Annotated in this window: 11 protein-coding genes, 2 pseudogenes and 1 riboswitch; of the genes and pseudogenes, 10 read left to right on the top strand and 3 right to left on the bottom strand. The window is 48.4% G+C overall.

Annotated elements, in window-relative coordinates:
- The gene (locus ACIDITHRIX25_RS74260; RefSeq protein ID WP_201732760.1) at positions 1-1,395 is read right to left on the bottom strand and encodes a ferredoxin reductase family protein; all 1,395 of its coding nucleotides are present in this window, start codon (positions 1,393-1,395) and stop codon (positions 1-3) included.
- Positions 1,396-2,627: 1,232 nt separating this feature from the next.
- Here ACIDITHRIX25_RS74260 and ACIDITHRIX25_RS74255 point away from each other — a divergent pair.
- Positions 2,628-2,789, top strand: a complete 162-nt coding sequence (locus tag ACIDITHRIX25_RS74255; RefSeq protein ID WP_160291920.1) for a hypothetical protein — start codon at positions 2,628-2,630, stop codon at positions 2,787-2,789.
- Between the two features lie 30 nt (positions 2,790-2,819).
- Positions 2,820-3,053 (top strand): annotated as a pseudogene (locus ACIDITHRIX25_RS74250) (helix-turn-helix domain-containing protein); the annotation flags it as partial.
- Here the strand turns inward: ACIDITHRIX25_RS74250 and ACIDITHRIX25_RS74245 are convergent.
- Positions 3,039-3,374 (bottom strand): hypothetical protein, encoded by a 336-nt coding sequence (locus ACIDITHRIX25_RS74245; RefSeq protein ID WP_201732758.1) that lies wholly within the window; start codon positions 3,372-3,374, stop codon positions 3,039-3,041. The pseudogene ACIDITHRIX25_RS74250 and the gene ACIDITHRIX25_RS74245 overlap by 15 nt on opposite strands.
- Here ACIDITHRIX25_RS74245 and ACIDITHRIX25_RS74240 point away from each other — a divergent pair.
- Complete coding sequence (locus ACIDITHRIX25_RS74240) at positions 3,358-5,013, top strand: putative transposase (protein ID WP_201732757.1); 1,656 nt, start codon at positions 3,358-3,360, stop codon at positions 5,011-5,013. The two genes, ACIDITHRIX25_RS74245 and ACIDITHRIX25_RS74240, sit on opposite strands and share 17 nt — an antisense overlap.
- A gap of 559 nt (positions 5,014-5,572) precedes the next feature.
- On the opposite strand, the pseudogene ACIDITHRIX25_RS74235 reads toward ACIDITHRIX25_RS74240, so the two are convergent.
- A pseudogene (locus tag ACIDITHRIX25_RS74235) lies at positions 5,573-5,950 on the bottom strand (HipA domain-containing protein); the annotation flags it as partial.
- Positions 5,951-6,213: 263 nt separating this feature from the next.
- Between ACIDITHRIX25_RS74235 and ACIDITHRIX25_RS74230 the strand changes: the two are divergent.
- The 7 genes from ACIDITHRIX25_RS74230 (at position 6,214) to ACIDITHRIX25_RS74200 (ending at position 16,585) form a co-directional block, all read left to right on the top strand.
- Entirely contained in the window at positions 6,214-7,119 is a 906-nt protein-coding gene (locus ACIDITHRIX25_RS74230) for an EamA family transporter (protein WP_201732755.1), read from the top strand.
- Positions 7,120-8,671: 1,552 nt separating this feature from the next.
- Positions 8,672-8,765, top strand: a riboswitch (guanidine-I (ykkC/yxkD leader).
- Between the two features lie 76 nt (positions 8,766-8,841).
- Positions 8,842-10,596, top strand: a complete 1,755-nt coding sequence (locus ACIDITHRIX25_RS74225) for an ABC transporter substrate-binding protein (RefSeq protein ID WP_201732754.1) — start codon at positions 8,842-8,844, stop codon at positions 10,594-10,596.
- A 25-nt stretch (positions 10,597-10,621) separates the two neighbouring features.
- A complete protein-coding gene (locus ACIDITHRIX25_RS74220; protein WP_201732753.1) occupies positions 10,622-12,601 on the top strand; it encodes a dipeptide ABC transporter ATP-binding protein in 1,980 nt (659 codons plus the stop codon).
- Positions 12,598-13,446, top strand: a complete 849-nt coding sequence (locus ACIDITHRIX25_RS74215) for an ABC transporter permease (protein WP_200891287.1) — start codon at positions 12,598-12,600, stop codon at positions 13,444-13,446. The genes ACIDITHRIX25_RS74220 and ACIDITHRIX25_RS74215 overlap by 4 nt, the downstream gene beginning before the upstream one ends.
- A complete protein-coding gene (locus ACIDITHRIX25_RS74210) occupies positions 13,446-14,519 on the top strand; it encodes an ABC transporter permease (RefSeq protein WP_201732752.1) in 1,074 nt (357 codons plus the stop codon). The genes ACIDITHRIX25_RS74215 and ACIDITHRIX25_RS74210 overlap by 1 nt, the downstream gene beginning before the upstream one ends.
- A gap of 104 nt (positions 14,520-14,623) precedes the next feature.
- Positions 14,624-15,754 (top strand): agmatinase family protein, encoded by a 1,131-nt coding sequence (locus tag ACIDITHRIX25_RS74205; RefSeq protein ID WP_052606452.1) that lies wholly within the window; start codon positions 14,624-14,626, stop codon positions 15,752-15,754.
- Positions 15,755-15,760: 6 nt separating this feature from the next.
- Positions 15,761-16,585, top strand: a complete 825-nt coding sequence (locus tag ACIDITHRIX25_RS74200) for an N-acyl homoserine lactonase family protein (RefSeq protein ID WP_201732751.1) — start codon at positions 15,761-15,763, stop codon at positions 16,583-16,585.
- Positions 16,586-16,921: the final 336 nt, after the last annotated feature.

Genomic DNA, 16,921 nt, shown 5'->3' with positions numbered 1-16,921 from the left:
CTAGATACTGTAAGCTTCGTGATGAATGGCTTCAGGTGGGACGCCATTTCTCTTGACTATTGACTCAACTTGATTTACAAAGCCTTCGGGCCCGCAGATGAATACGTCTCGACGTTTCATATCGGGTACGAGTTTTACTATGGCGGCCATATTTACGGCTTCGCGTTTTCCGATCAGTTTATGGACTACGCCCTTTCGGTGCTTCACGAGCTCTGTGATCTCTTCCACTAGAGCGAGCTCGGATTCCTTGTTGGCGCGTAATACAACAACAGGACGAGATTTCAGCGGGATCTCTTCTAGAAGGGCTCTTACGGCCGTGACACCAATTCCACCGGCTATCAAAAGAGCCTGGGGTCTCTTTGAAGCCCCAACAGTGAATGAACCGTATGGACCTTCTATGGCCACCGCGGTGCCGACTTTGATCTCAGAGAGTGATGAGGAGAAATCCCCAAGAGCTTTTACTGTCAGTCGCATGTAGGGTGGCTTTGGCATTGCCGAGACTGTAAAGGGGTGAGCCTGCCACCACATTCCTTTGGTAAGAAAGCGCCATTCGAAGAATTGCCCGCCTGATATCTGCAGGCGATCCAGGTCTTTTCCTTGCAGAACTATTGAGACCACACCTTCGCTCTCGCGGTGGACTTCAGCAACTCGCAATTGGTGACGGACGGTTCGGTAGATCGGCACTCCAATGCGAAATATCACGATCAGCGCAACCGCTATGAGCCAACCTCCTATCCAGACAATCTGAGTAAGTGGATGTTTTACAAAAGATGGCCCGAGGGCGAGTTCATGAGCAAACGAGATGGCAAGGGCTACATACATGAGAAGGTGAAGGATCCACCAGTTCTCCCTAGAGATATTTCTTCGAATCTGGGGAACTGATATTATTCCGATTAGGACCATAATGCCAAGGCCGATGGTTGCACTTAGAAGATGAGGAAAGGTATTTACTACGACCCCAACTTCTGAGAGTACGCCAGTCTTGGCAGCTTCGGCGTATGACAATGTGAGGAAGATCGCGTGAGCTAGAATAAGCAAGATTGGCCATGGGGCTAATTTTCTGTGCCAGTGTATAACGCCACCTTGACCCAGAACCCGTTCGAGGGCTGGCATTCGACTGGCCAGTATTACCATCAGCAAAGCTAGGTAAGTCCCGACTAGCCCTGTAACTGATCCGACAAACATCGAGAGTCCACCAGTGACGTGCAACTCGCTTTGTGTGCCATCGACAATTGGCAAAGCTACAAATACTCCTAGACCAAGTCCAAGGAGTAACAGCGTCGCATTGTATGCCCAGCGAGATGGGGGCGTGGGCGTTGTCCTTATAGTCTCACCAGTTTCCCTCGCAATCCTATCAGATTGCGAGGTCACAGGGAAAAATGTAGTATTTTCCATTACAAACTCCGTCTTTCTAGGCAAAACATTAGCGGTTCTAAATGAATCCTTTCTGAAACAAAAGGCTAAAGGTGCCGAATTTGTTAACAGGCGTGGTGCTCTTAATATCGTTTCATCGGCCTTGTGATGGTTGCAATTGATTTATTTACTCCAATTTCTCCTGGGAGTCGATCTAAATTTTCCTTCGATGGGAGGAGTCTTTAACAGAATCAACCTCAGTTTCCGGAGGTGGTTTTTGAGCGATGGTGGCTCCACTTGGGGTTTAATGTCACTTGATCGAATGAAACAGTCACCCTCGAGATCGGCATGGAGGATTTATGGTAGGAATTCGCAAGGGAGGGCGTGCCGTGGTAGCTTTGACAAGTCTTTCTAATTGGAGAAGTTGACCGACCATCTTTAGGTAATAATTACCTGAGTAATTTCTGTGTAATGGTTATGAAATTAGTTTCTTTGTTCTAATAAATGGACTGTTTTAATTTCTCGTTTGGATGGGATCCAAGTCGGTTTGGCGCGTTTGATTTCAGCCGGTTCGAGGATTGAGTGAGCTCTCTGGCTTCGGAGCGGTCTTAAACGGAGCATTCAGGCATATTGAGTAGGCAATCCACCGCTGCTATTGTCCTTCGCGTAGTGGTGTTTTGTCTTGAGGTGAATTATGTCGGTGTAGCTTTTTGAGTTTGTCTATATCCTATGGGCTCCGGCGTAGCATTATTTGCTCCACCGCAATGGCTCTCCTGTGGAGCTTTGGTCGCAAGTTTAGGTTGTCTGGGACTTGTGTTTGATGGACGAAGCTCAAATGACCCTAAAATCGCATCTGCCTCAGCAGTGGATCAATAGTTTGGGAGTCTCCCATCTAGATCAATATTTACATAGATTTGAGTGATCTCTTTCAATCTTGACGTCAGGCGGCTTTAGTCGACTTTGAGCTTCCGGACCTATAAAAAGAGTCGAAAATACTCTTTTCTTTAGTCCTTCTAGATACCTTTTATAATTATAACCGTTCCCCCTTCGTCCCCTTGTAACTAAAAATCATGGTGGCTTACAATATTATTGACAGGAAGTGTGATCCATGTCAGCAAAAGATAGCTCTTGCACCGCACCAGCGTCAAAACCAAGTTTGGAGTCCAGGCCTCCTGACATGGTACCCAGCAAGTTTCTGTAAATTAGCCTCTGAGCTGGATAAATAATTCTGCAGGTGACCTGTTTCGGAGCTTGAATATGATATAATTGATGAGATGGAAACCACCTCAGGCAACCAGAATTCCGGGCTGATGATCGGTCAGCCACCATTGCCACTGGTTCCCAAAGAAACCCTCCCAATCGGTGATTCTGCTGGCATCTACGAAGACGAGCGTGGAGGTGCGGTCTTTATCTGGGGCAATGTCGTCTACACCTAGGGACCGGGTGACGAACCCCTTCGGCGACTTGCTGCAGTGCAACTTGTAGAAACTGGCGCTTCACGACCGATTGATGTTTCTCGTGCGTTTGAGATCAAACCCAATGCCTTGTGGCGTTGGCGCAGAGACTTCGCAGAATTCGGTCTAGCCGGCCTCATCGATGCGAAGAGAGGTCCGAAGTCACAGCGCCTAGTAACCCGAAGAAGTCTCTTCCTACATCAAGGAACTGCGGCTCGACGGAAGAACGATTCAGTCGATAACTGATGAGCTCGGTATTTCTACCTGTCCGGCCCGCCAAGCACTTGGCCGCCTTGGTCCGAAATCGAAGGTATCAGCGGTAATCGATCCGTCGGATACAGGTGATCTGGATGAAAGAGACACCGAAGGTGACGAGATAGAGCTTGCCCGTGCAATCCATCCGTCGACAGATGACATAGAGAATGACTCTTTTGCAGAAGCCGAGCTATCTTCTGAAACTGAACTATCTTCTGAGACTGAGCTATCTTCTGGTACTGAACTATCTTCTGAAACAGAGCTATCTTCTGGTACTGGACTTCTTCCGGTTCCATTGCCTGAACCACGCACCAAAGAACGAGTCCTTGCCCGCTTTGGTCTTCTTGAAAGTGCAACGCCTGTATTCACCCAAGGTGCTGGACTAGCGAGGCTGGGATCACTGTTGATCCTTCCGACATTGGCACAGACTGGACTCTTTAGCTCGGCAAAGAAGACTTATCACAGCCTGTCTGACGGTTTCTACAGCCTGAGTGCAACGATTCTCACCATGGTCTTTCTAGCGGTCTTTAGAGAGCCACTCGCAGAAGGTGCAACCCGTATCCCACCCTCAGACCTCGGTCGACTCCTCGGACTCGACCGTGCCCATGAGGTAAAGACCATCCGACGAAAGTTGAGCGAGATCGCAGGACCTAACAAAGGATCTGAATTCGTAAATGCCCTTAGTGAGTATCACGCAGAACAAGATCCCGACGTAATGGGTTACCTCTATCTCGATGGCCACGTCCGAGTCTATTCAGGGAAACGAGACCTACAAAAAGCACACGTGACCAGAACCAGGATTGCAGCACCAGCAACCGTTGAGACCTGGGCGACCGATCAGAGGGGTGACCCTGTTTTTGTCGTGACCTCTGAACTTAGCGCCTCATTGGTCTCGGAGATCAGGCGCCTACTCCCATCACTCAAAGCCTTGGCAAAGGGCCACACGATGACCGTGGTGTTCGACCGTGGCGGATGGTCACCAAATCTGTTCGCAGAAATGGTCCGAAACAAGATCGACTTTGTCACCTACGTCAAAAACAAGCGCACGAAAGAGCCAGATGATGCCTTTTTCGAAGAGTCCTTTTCTGAGGATGGCGTTTCATACCTCTATGAGCTGGCTGATCGGAGTATCTGTCTGAATCTCACAAAGGAAGTTGACGGCCAAAAGACCCTTAGCTGTCGTCAGATCACCAGACGTAGGGAAGGTGGTCGCCAAACCCAGATAGTAACCTCCCGCACCGATGCCAGTGCGTCAGAGATAGCTCATCGTATGTTTGCCCGCTGGCGTCAGGAGAACTACTTCCGTTATGCAAGAGAACACTTCGCACTCGATGCACTCGATTCCTACAGTTTTGTAGGAGACGACCCTTTTCGCATGGTCCCAAATCCTGCGAAAAAGAGAGCCCAGGCTGAATTACGCAAAGCACGTCTCGCCCTATCTCAGGCAGAAGCAGCGATAGGTATCGCACTCGAGGAGTCGAAGCGGACATCTTTGGTGAAGTTCAAGACACAAAATGCAAAACTCACAGCAATAACAGAAAAGGCACGAAGCGAAGTTGACCGCCTCGGCCAAGAGGTCCATGATATCCCCACCCGAGTACCACTTAGTAGCATTCGCCCAGAGGAGGTACTCATGGACGAGGAGAGAAAGCTCGTGACTCACGCAATCCGCATGTCTACCTACAAAGCGGAGTCGGCCTTAGCCCGCATGATCGCACCCATCTGTCCGATGGACGAGGCGAGGGCATTGCTACGTGAAGCATTCAATTGCGCTGGTGATCTCCAAATCGTCGATGGAGCACTTGAGATCCGGATCGACCCGTTATCTGCCCCTCGACGCACCAGTGTACTTGTTTCATTGTGTGAACAACTTACGTCCTCAAAAACCTGCTATCCGGAGACCAATTTGGTCATGCGATTCTCGGTCAAAGATCGACCTGGCATCTCCTGAACTTTATCCCCCATGTCAGGCGCCCTGGAGTCGGAAGCGGTGTCGGTATTTGTTTCTTGAGCACCAACTGTAAAGGAAATTAAAACGGTTTAAACAAATCACCGAACTGTTATGACCAGTAATTGATTTAATCTGGCGATTTTGAATGAAGTGCATTCGTAAACACTTGCAGAAACTCCCCGTGGAACTGACGCGATCCAACATAACAAATATTGTTTGGTGCATCTTTTGGCTCAATAACTAGTTAAAAAAAGGCCCCTGGGTGAGAGGATTAAAACGACATTGAGCTTACGTTGTTTGAGAACTGCCATGCAACGAAAGGCCGCTCGTGGACTTTCTCTACGAGCCGCGAAGGTAACGAGCTGCCTAGGTTAGATACCTCTGATCTTTGCGATACTTCATAGAAGGAATTGCTTATGCGATCTACAATCTCTCTCGCTCTTGAGATGACCGAGTCGGTGTCGAGGTTTAGCTCCCCCGCAACTGAGGGCCAAGGATCTCGATTTTGATCTATCCAAACGTGATATGACCCTCCTATCTTCATTGCGAAGCGGAGTTTTCACTCATGCTCGCTGTATGGAAGGCCTGAAGCCACATCATAGAGTGGTGCAAACCTAGTTTCTTGTCCGCGGACCATGATCGAGTAATTCTTTGCATGTGCATCAGTTCCTCCAATGAACCAATTCCATATCAATGCCTCGACGATGTGCCATATTGCTTCTTCCGCTGCTGTTGGTCTAAGTGCCCTGCGAAGGAGTTTTGCAATATCTTGGGGCGACTGACCACCTTCGTTTTGGTACTTTTTTGTTGGAATGCCTCCAGAAGCCTGACACAGATCTTCTTGGTGGATCCTCTTTATAATTCCACCATCGACGTAGCGGTCGTAACGATCGGAAACCACGGTAACAACTCCGCCAATTTGTTCCAAAGATGTTCTTACGGTCCGTAGCCGCTTAACTACCTGGTAGGTTTTGGGGTGCTGTTGATTTTAGTCAATGACGCTTGAGGTACAGATAGTCGACCTCTAAGTGGTTGTGATGTCGTTTATCACTTTTTGTGAGAAATAGTTGTCTCTTGGCTTTACGACGGTATCGAATCGGATTACCTTGATCGGCATGGATGGCCAAGAAACCAAGCATACTAGCGTGAATCTTGGGCGAATGTAGAAATGAAATGCCATTTCATCTAAGGATTTAATAAGTGGGTAATTTCAGAACGGGCAATACCTCGAAGGCCGGATTTTTGGTGGCTGGCGGTGCGATCTCTACGCAATTTGGTGCGGCATTCGCTACTCGTCTGTTTCATTCCATAGGGCCCACTGGTGCGGTATCTCTTCGAATTGGATTTGCAGCGCTTGCTTTGTTGGTCGTGAATTTGCCTAATAGAGACAAGCTTGCGAAGGTGCAAGGGCGGGGTCGAGATATTTGGGTTGCAATAGCATTTGGTGTGGTGCTAGGGGCTATGAATTTGACCTTTTATGAGGCGATTGCTCGTATTCCATTAGGCGTAGCCGTGACGATAGAGTTTGTGGGTCCCCTTGGAGTTACCATAGGTGGGTCTCGACGGTTGATGGATCTCGCATGGGCAGCTTTGGCGGGTATTGGTGTAGCTCTTCTAGCAGGTAGGGGGCTGTTGGGCGGCGAGATTCGCCACCTGAACCTCCTCGGTGTCGGATATGCACTTTTGTCAGGCCTATGTTGGGCTGGGTACATTCTTCTAAATTCTGCTTCAGGGCGGCGATTTAGAGGTACAACCGGACTATCGATTGCGATGGTTGCAGCGACGATCGTGATCTTGCCCTTTGGTATCGTTCGTGGCGGGTGGCATCTTCTAAGCTTAGATAGCCTCTGGGTTGGATTTTTGGTGGCACTACTTTCTTCAGCTCTACCGTACTCCTTAGAAATGTACGCCCTTAAAAGGGTGACATCTCGTGCTTTTGGCATATTGCTGAGTCTGGAGCCGGTCTTTGCCGCACTTGCTGGTCTTTTGGTCCTGGGGCAGAGGCTAGATATGGTAGAAGTGGCTGCTCTTGTCATGGTCATAGTCGCCAACCTGGGAAGTGCGTGGTTTGACTCCAATAGGTCCGCAATTGTTGTCGACATATAGAGTCCACAGAGCAACATCGCCTCGATTTATTGCCCTTATGAATATTTCTTTTTAATAGGTTCTTACATCTAGTCTTGACCGCCCTACCGAACTCAAAAGGCCAACATCTTCTCGGTGGTGTAATAAAAGATGGGTTTTGGAGATCAAGAATCGGTTCAAGGGTAAGAGTAGCGACAGACTTTTGGGTTTTGGGTGCAGTTGACAACTGTGCCTGGAAGATGGCGTTCTTTATTTGAGATTTTTAGTGTATCGTCTTCGATTTATTGGTTATCTTCTGGTTCATGGAGCTCTATGGCGTTGGCCAATCAAAGACATGACGACCAGTGGCCGCATTGACGGGGCACCAATGGAAAAAGACAGCAGTGATATCGAATAAGTCAACCTCCATCGATGGTATTTTTTGGGATTGATGAAGTTTGAATTTATCGAGCGCCCAAGTGAATTTTCGTTGCTTGGCTTGTGGAACACAAAGATACTGAGCCTATATGCGATATCCGACCTGGCTAGATCGTTTAATATTATTTCATTGAAAGGATCATTTTCCAACCTATCTAACCAGTTCTCAACCAACCAAAATTGTCCGACTGCAGCCCTTGGAAATTCCAATCATAAGTTTGGCTATCTCTGACTAGGCGCAATGGCCAATTTGTATTGGCCCATTGACCAACCTGGTCTGAGTTCCTGGGCTAGTAAGCCTATGGATCGCTAGCCCTTTAGTCCGAGGTACCTTCAGGTGGTCTTACTTTTTTGCGCTGAGGCTAACTTGGCTTTGCTTTTAAGTGTTGCAGAAGATGAAGTGCTAAATGACTAGATCCTGGTCGTCTCCATTTACGTTCGCCCATTTAATTTTGCTTAATTTTCCATAAATTGCTTCTATAGCTGACCTCATTTGAAAGTCTATTGCCATGCTTGGTGACGGATATCCTAGAAGATTTGCATTCAAAAAGATTCAAATTCAAATGTACTCTCTAGCCTGTTATAGGTGCTAATTGGCATTTGGATTGGGTAATATCATTTCGTAGTTCGATTGACTTGTGTTGTTTGTGCTTTGATCTATTGCGGATAGCTTGATATTACCAAATGATAGCAAGGTATAACTCAAAGAATCGATTTTGATTGAAATTGGATTATCTAATTAGATCAATCATTTGAAATTCTTTTTTTCAGTTGAGCGGGTTCGCCAATCGAACTCACTGGTGGGATCTTGGCCTCCTGGCTGGGTGTCACTCTAAGTAAGTGGCATCATGAGGTAAGGGCTAGAAAATAGCTAAATATAACTTTCATCATCAGGGTGATTTCAGATTACACCATTTCAAGTCGTAGATGCATCGATTGGAACGGGTGATTTAACATCGTGTTCATGAATGTGCATACGGTTTAGACCAGTAGCGATCTAACATTATTTGCATTGAAGAAGTTATCGAGGTGCAGCTGTTTGAGGTCAATCTAATTTGGATCGTCTCTACCTGTGGTATCAAAGTACTTTTGTAAAACTGATTAGGACGGAAGGGTAAAGTTGGCTTAATAGGGAGTGATAAGGTCAGATTTGACAATTATAAGCGTCTAGGGTTCCACGGTTTCCGGTTTGGTCCGAGAGATGCGAGCGGTATAGTGCCGCTACACGGAGGGATAAAAGCCCGGGAGGTCTAATAGCTTCCGGATTAATTAACTCTGGGAGCGCTATTTCTACGGATAAATTAAAACTTAAAAGGAGCTTTGTTTATGCCAAGCAAACCTATATTATTCCAAGCAGCTTTTACTCTAAGCGGTATTGATAATGATAATCAAAAGGAGAACCCTCGATCGAGGTTCCCGAGATCAGGCAGTTACAAGACGGGCGGTTACAAGACGGGCGGTTACAAGAGAGGTGCAATATTTGCGGCTGTAGCCTCGATCTTCTTAGCGGCCTGTGGTTCTGCGGCCTCTTCCACTTCTTCTTCTTCGGCAGTGGCTGCTACTGTGGGATCACCGACCTCCAAGACCTTAAATCTCGCATTTACTGCTGATACGCAACCGCCAGATCCAGACGTCTTTTATGCAGGCCAAGGTCTCGCTATCACCAATTCGGTCTACGAGGGATTGGTACAATACCAGCAAGTACCAGTCAACTATACCGGCGATCTCACCTTTACCCCTCCTGCGACACGCGCGAAGATCGTAGGTGACTTGGCAACTTCTTGGACTGTTTCACCAAATGGCCTAACTTACACCTTCAATTTGGTAAAAGGGGTAACCTTCCACGATGGAACTCCATTTACCTCAACCGCGGTCGCTGCCTCCTTCGCTAGGAGGAAAGCGGTAAATCAAGGTCCTGCCTACATGGTCTCGGATGTTGCCAGCGTGGATACCTCCAATCCTTATGTTGCTGTGGTTCACCTAAAGCAACCCGAGAGTGCATTTTTGGATTACCTGGCTTCTGCTTATGGTCCTAAGATGGAGTCGCCAACGGTCCTTAGTCAACACGCCGGTAAAGATAACGCTCAAACATGGTTGGCTACCCACGACGCAGGTACGGGGCCTTACTATATTTCATCTGTAACTCCAGGCCAGGAATACGTTCTAAAGAGCTACCCTAAATATTGGGGAGCTAAACCCTACTACACGACAATTAATATAAAGATCATTCCGAGTATCTCAACTCAAGAGCTAGAACTTAGATCTGGTAAAATCACCATGCTTTTGCATGGCCTCTCCACCTCAGCTATTGCAAGTTTCCGCTCGGATCCGTCTTTTCACGTCTATGCGGTACCAACGCTTGAGACGCCGATGTTATGGGTAAACCCTAATTCGAAGTTGCTCTCTAGCTCCGTGGTTCGCAACGCCTTAGCCCAAGCGATCAATCGGGCGGAGATTGTCAAGTTCATCTATCCCGGACGGGCAAGTGTTGCAAAACAGATCTACCCGGTAGGAGAGTTGCCCTCGAACCTAGCGGTCGACAATCCGACCTACAATCCGAAGGCCTTGGCTAAAGTACTTCCGAGTAGTGCTGCTTCTACGACGCTAACTCTAGGTTATGATGCTCCATCTCCATCGGATGCTCAAATGGCTGCCTTGATCCAAACGCAATTAGCGGCCGCTGGCCTTCACGTGAATGTTCGAAGCTATACCTCAACAGCGCTGTATGGATATGCTGGGAACCCAGCTGGAGCTCCTGATCTTCTAGCTGTGACAAACTGGCCAGATGCTCAAGCTCCAGACACCTGGGCGCGAATTGTAATGACGCCAACCGGTGGATTGAACTACCTAAATTGTTCAGTTCCAACTGGAACCAGCTACCTCAATCAGGGCCTTTATACAACATCAGCTTCGACGGCGCAAAGCTTTGACGCTAAGGCCGGTGCCGCCTTTGCTGCTTCGGGCTGTTGGGATCCCATTGCCAATAGGGGAGATACCGTAGTTGCACCGACTTGGATGAAGGGTCTAGTGCATCAAGTTCCAGTACCCCGAACGCTTGTATTGGCTGATCTACACCCATAGATCTAACGACGAATGAAGATGTGAGATGGAAGATACTTTGGTAAGTCCACCAGATATTCAAATCGCCCGAGGCAATAATGAGATCGCCAGCGTCGTCGGTCTCAACGTATGGCTTAGGCGCGCAAGACAAGAGAGCCATATCCTAAAAGACGTTGATCTAAAGATCGGAAAAGGAGAGATAGTAGCACTAGTAGGGGAGTCGGGATCAGGCAAGTCAGTGTTGGGGATGACACTTTTAGGCCTTCTTCCTAAGAGTTCACGCCCTCGAATCGAAGGCGAGGTCTCTATTCTTGGCTCTAAGATTACCTCGATCTCCCAAAAGGAGCTTCAAGGGTTACGGCGTCACTCACTAAGTGCGATCTTTCAGGACCCGATGAGTTCGCTAAACCCATCGATGAAGATTGCAAGCCAGATGAAAGAGGTTACCAAGGAGTTAGATCGTGCCCTTTTCGCCCTTAGGCAGGTGGCCATAAAGGAGCCAGAATCTGTTCTTGGTAGGTATCCTTTTGAGCTTTCGGGCGGACAACGTCAACGAGTCATGATCGCTATGGCCTTGGCAAAGGAGCCAGCGTTAATTGTGGCGGATGAGCCAACTACTGCTCTTGATGTGAGCGTTCAGGCTCAGATTCTCTATTTGATTAAGCAGCTTCGAGCAGACTTTGGTACAGGCTTTTTATTTGTAACACACGACCTTGGCGTAGCTGCAGAGATAGCTGATACCGTCGTTGTTCTATTGGCTGGACGGGTCCTAGAAAAAGGTCCCACCAAAGAGATCCTCTCTTTTCCGGCTCATCCCTACACAAAAGAGCTGATTGCCTCTCGACTGACAATGGATCAAGATCAAAGCTTGCGATTGCGAACAAATCCTAAGGATCAATTTGCTGGCTTTAGCAGCGATGGCTGTCCTTATGTAAATAGGTGCGAGAATGCCCTTGATCTCTGTTTGGTCGAGTTCCCTGGGGTGAGCATGGTCCAAGATAATTGGACCATTGCTTGCCATAACCCTTCACCTTCGCCAAAAGCCGTTGCGGTTGAGATTAAAACCATGGAGCGACGAAGCGATCTAGATTTGAATAAAAAGGTGGTCTTAGAGGCCATAGCTATTGAGAAGAGCTTTCAATCACGCACAAATCGCTCGGGGTTTCGTCAGGTCCTAACTAATGTCGATCTTACGCTTCATCAGGGTGAAGTTGTGAGTTTGGTGGGTGAATCCGGATCGGGTAAGTCAACCTTTCTTAGGATTTTAGCGGGCCTTGAGAAAGAGTCCTCTGGGACGATAATAAGACACGACGACACAATGCCAAAGATGGTCTTTCAAGATTCCGGATCGTCTTTGACTCCTTGGCTTAGCGTGCGAGAACTTTTGAAGGAGGCCCTTTCCTCTAAGACCCTTTCTAAGGCCGAGATAGCTAAAGAGGTTGAAGATGTGGCTGCAAAGGTGGATCTGAGTACACAAGTGCTCAACTCCAGGGCAGCCTCATTATCGGGAGGACAACGCCAGCGCGTAGCCATCGCGCGATGCGTTATCTCTCCGCCTTCGGTGCTCCTTTGCGACGAGCCAACGAGTGCACTAGATGCCTCCTTGGTTGCTGGCGCCCTAAATTTGCTTCTGTCGTTATCTGAATCTCTTGAGATGGCCATGGTCTTTGTCACCCATGATCTAGCGGTCGCACGCTATGTCTCTAGTCGGATCATGGTGATGTTAGGTGGTCGGGTGGTTGAGTCTGGCGACTCGAACGAGGTCTGTTCGAATCCGCTTCATCCCTACACAAGGATGCTTTTGGACTCTCTTCCCGGTGAGCGGAGAGGAAACTCTCCCCAAGAAGCCCTAGGTAGGCAGCCCGATATCTCGGGCGTGGACAATGAACTCAGTGCGGTCGGTTGTGCCTTTGCTAATCGCTGTCCCAATGCTATTGAGATCTGTCGAACTACCACGCCCGTCGCTACCTATATCTCATCGAACCGATATGCTGCCTGTCATCTAGTCAAAGGAGGTACCAAGTGACAACTCTTGCACCCGCCTTATCGAAACGCGGTGCCATACAATCTATTAGGTGGGATCGACATAAAATCGCAGTTTTGGCTTTGGCTGCGGTGACTCTTGTCGCTCTCCTGGCGCCGGTATTAGCACCCTATAACCCGCTTGTTCCTGTAGATCAACCCTTCATGGTTCCCTTTGGCGCAGCTCACCTTCTGGGTACTGATTCAGTTGGACGTGATGTTCTATCTAGAGTTTTATATGGTGTGCGTTCGAGCTGGCTCTCGGCGATCGCTGTAATTTCCTTCGGAGTCTTATTGGGCGGAACCATTGGAATGATCGCTGGAGTATCTGGCTCCAAGATCGATTCGATTCTTATGCGTATCACCGATGGCTTTTTAGCCTTTCCTGGACCTGTCTTGGCTATTGCGGTCGTCGCATCCTTGGGAGCTTCTCTGCTCCACACTTTGATCGCAGTTGCCATTGTCTGGTGGCCGTTCTATGCACGAATAGTGCGTGCTGAGGCTCGAGCGATAATGTCTCGCCCTCACATAGAGGCGGCTAAAACCTTTGGTGTTGGTTATTTTAGATTAGCTCTTCGTCATGTCCTACCAGGGGTAGTTCCAGCGGTGATTGTTACGGCTTCTCTAGATGTTGGCAACCTGGTGATTGCACTATCGGGCCTTTCGTTCTTAGGATTGGGAGCCCCAGCGCCGTCGCCAGAGCTTGGTGCGATGGCTGCTAGAAACCTTCAATATCTTCTTCAACAGTGGTGGGTTTGTGTGATGCCGGCGCTGGCGATAGCTGTAATGGCTATCATCTCCAACTTCGCCGGTGATGCCCTTAGAGATTTTGGTTCAAGAGGACAATAATGTCAGGTTCATTTTTCTTTATCAAATTTATACTTAGGCGAATAGCCGCAGCAGTAGTCATCGTTCTTGGATTGACAGCAGTCTTGTTTTTCCTTCAGAGTATCTCTCATTCCAATCCTGTCCATGCGATGTTGGGGGCGGGAGCGACACCAAGTGCTATCGCTGCCGAAAAGGTGAAATTAGGGCTTGATCATCCTGTCTTTGTCCAGTATTTTAACTATCTCTATGGATTGATTCACGGAAATTTAGGTATGTCCTATAGGACGAGGCGACCAGTTGCCTCTGATCTTGCGACCTATCTCCCAGCAACTTTGGAGCTAGCCTTTTATTCACTGTTACTTGCGGTTGTATTGGGTTTGCTACTAGGAGTGCTCTCTGCCGGAGAGTTTAGGGGTACTGGTGTTTTGCGTGCAATTCTGATTGCTGGTGCATCTACGCCGCAGTTCCTTCTAGCCATTGGGGGACTTTTGATCTTCTATGGCAAATTGAATCTCCTTCCAGCAACTGGTCGTATTGGAATAGCCAATCCCCCAAGTGGGCCAACCGGCTTTTACACTATCGATGGCATACTAAATGGCAACTTTGGCGTGACGATCGACGCCTTCAAGTACCTTCTTCTTCCGAGTTTTTCAGTTGCGATTGGTCCAGCTGTCTCAATCGGGAGGGTCTTGCGTGGATCACTTATTGAAGCGATCAGCTTAGATTTTGTGAAGACGGCTAACTCCAAGGGTCTTTCGCGGGTTCGGGTCCTTACTGTCCATGCTCTAAGGAATTCATTGGGGCCAGCACTATCTATGACAGGTTTGCAGGCGGGGCTAATGTTTGCTGGCGTGGTGGTCATCGAGGACGTCTTTGCATGGCCTGGGATTGGATATTACACCGCTCAGTCGATTCCAAGTGGAGACTTCCCGGCTATAGCAGGTGTCACGCTGGTGCTTGGCGTGGGATATGTCATCATCAACACAATCGTTGACCTTGCTCAGCTCTTTGCCGATCCTCGGCTCCGTCATCTTGAGATGGCTAACGTCAAAACCAAGAAACCACTGCTTGGCCTTAGTGCCAATCAAGGGTAACTCCCCAAAGTTTCAAATCCCCCTCCCAGGCGGAATTCGAGGGTTTCACCCTCTGGTTCGTCATGGGAAAACTACATAACAATCAATAAGAAAGGGTATCTAAAATGAGCCACTCACATGATAATCACGACCACTACCAGCCTCGATATGGCAAGGAGGCAAAGTTCGCGGTCGAAGCCGAGGCGAAGCTTCCAACTACCATGTGGGAGAAGGAAAAGGCCTGGGCTCTCGAAGTTGGACTTCAAGGTGCAGATAGCTTGCGTGACAAGTCTATTCCCACCTTTTCTAGAGGTGAATTACCTCACTTTGCTGGGATCAACACCTTCCTAAAGGCTCCTTATCTTGAAGATGTTAGGGAATGCGGACGATATGATGTTGCTGTCCTGGGCGCACCTTTGGATTCTGGAACCACCTACCGCCCTGGTACTCGCTTTGGTCCTCAGGGAATCCGGCGTATCTCTGCTCTCTATGGAAGCTATAGCTTTGAGCTTGGAGTGGACCTTAGAGAATCGATCACCATTGCTGACCTAGGCGACATCTTTACAATTCCAGCCAACATCGAAAAGAGCTTTGACCAGATCTCAAAGGCGGTCTCACACGTCTATGCCAGCGGAGCTCTCCCGGTCGTACTTGGAGGCGATCATTCAATTGGATACCCGACGGTGCGAGGGGTGGCTGAGCATTTGGATGGCAATTTGGGGATCATTCACTTTGATCGTCACGTCGATACTCAAGAGTACGATCTCGACGAACGCATGCACACCACTCCATGGTTTCATGCAACAGATATCCCAAATGTTCCACCTAAGAATTTGGTCCAGATCGGAATCGGTGGGTGGCAGGCACCTAGACCGGGCGTAGCAGTTGGTCGTGAGCGTCAAACCACCATTATGACGGTAAATGATTGTGTGGAAATGGGGGTAGTAGAAGCGGCTGAGGCTGCAATAGAGGTTGCCTTCGATGACGCCGAGGCGGTATGGCTCTCCTTCGACGTGGACTGTTTGGATGCAGCCTTTGTGCCAGGGACGGGTTGGCCAGAGCCGGGAGGATTCCTACCGCGAGAAGTATTAAAGATGATTCAGATTATCGGCTCTAAAAAACTCGCTGGAATCGAAGTGGTTGAGTGCTCGCCTCCCTATGACAACGCAGATATCACTTCTCTTATTGCTACCCGAGTAATCTGTGATACCTTGGCGTGCCAGGTGCGCTCGGGCCACCTTCCTAGGTTAAAGTAGGTGATAATGGTTGGACATTCTTCTGCTGTAAAGCAAGTAATAATGCTCACCCTGGGATGGGAGGAGTTACCAAAGGCCTGGTCTGTTCATGGTTGTGATCCTAAGGAGAGGCTCATCGAGCCAGTGCCAGCTCTTTTGATCGAGACGATTGACGGTTGGGTGCTTTTGGACACTGGCTTCAATAAGGCTTTGATCCAAGACAGCGCTCTTTATGACCGTTTTCATTCAGAGTTTTATGAGATAAAACCTATTCTTCCGGCCTATGAACTAGATCCTCTCCTGGATGCCCTTGAGCGTCATGGACTAGAGATCGATCGGCTTTTGGCCGTTGGTGTAAGTCATCTGCATAACGACCATGCCGGTGGCTTGCGCCACTTTGGAAGGAGCAAAACTCCCATTTATATCCAATCCAAGGAGTTGGAATTTGGCTTGGGGGACATTACGAAGGCTCAGAATCATGGTTTAGCTCGAGTTGACTATGACGATCCAAGACTTAACTATTCAGTGATATCTGGGGATGTTGAGATTGCACCTGGGATACATGCAATCTCAACACCTGGCCATACACCAGGGCATCAGAGTTTTATGGTCGATTACCCCCAAAGTAATGGATCAAAAGGATTCATCTTTGCTTTTGATGCTGGGGATTTGGTGGAGAACTTTGAATTAGAGTTGGCAATCGGTGGCTTTATCGATGTAGATGCAGGTGAGACGATCGATCAGATTAGGAAGCTAAAGTCGTTAGCAGTTAAAAATAATATGACCATCGTACCTGGTCACGACCCCGATATTTGGCCAACTACACAAGAAGGTCTCTCTAGAATCTGCTGAGATGCGTTTTCTGCTTCTCATGGAGCTATGGGGTTCGTACACATTGTTTCCGTCAGTGGATTGGTGTTGTGGTTTCACTAAAGGGTGAACCCTGAATATTCAAGGATAAATCGATGTGATCGTTATTGGCCCGCCATGGCTTTTCAAAGTCCGCCCTTGAGTGCTTTTGAATTTCAATTGTGAATATCAAAGCACCAAGGGTCCAGAGAGGCCAATTAGTTCAGTTGAGGCCCTTGGATGAAATCGACTACATCTATCGAGGTTTGGCAATGCAATAGTTGTTTTGGTGAAGCGAAGCCAAGCTTTGCTTCATCAAGAACCTGAGTTCGGGTCGCC

It is taken from the genome of Acidithrix sp. C25 (assembly GCF_904848545.2).
The sequence above is the reverse complement of the archived record's forward strand: the minus strand, read 5'-3'. Positions and strand labels throughout refer to the sequence as shown.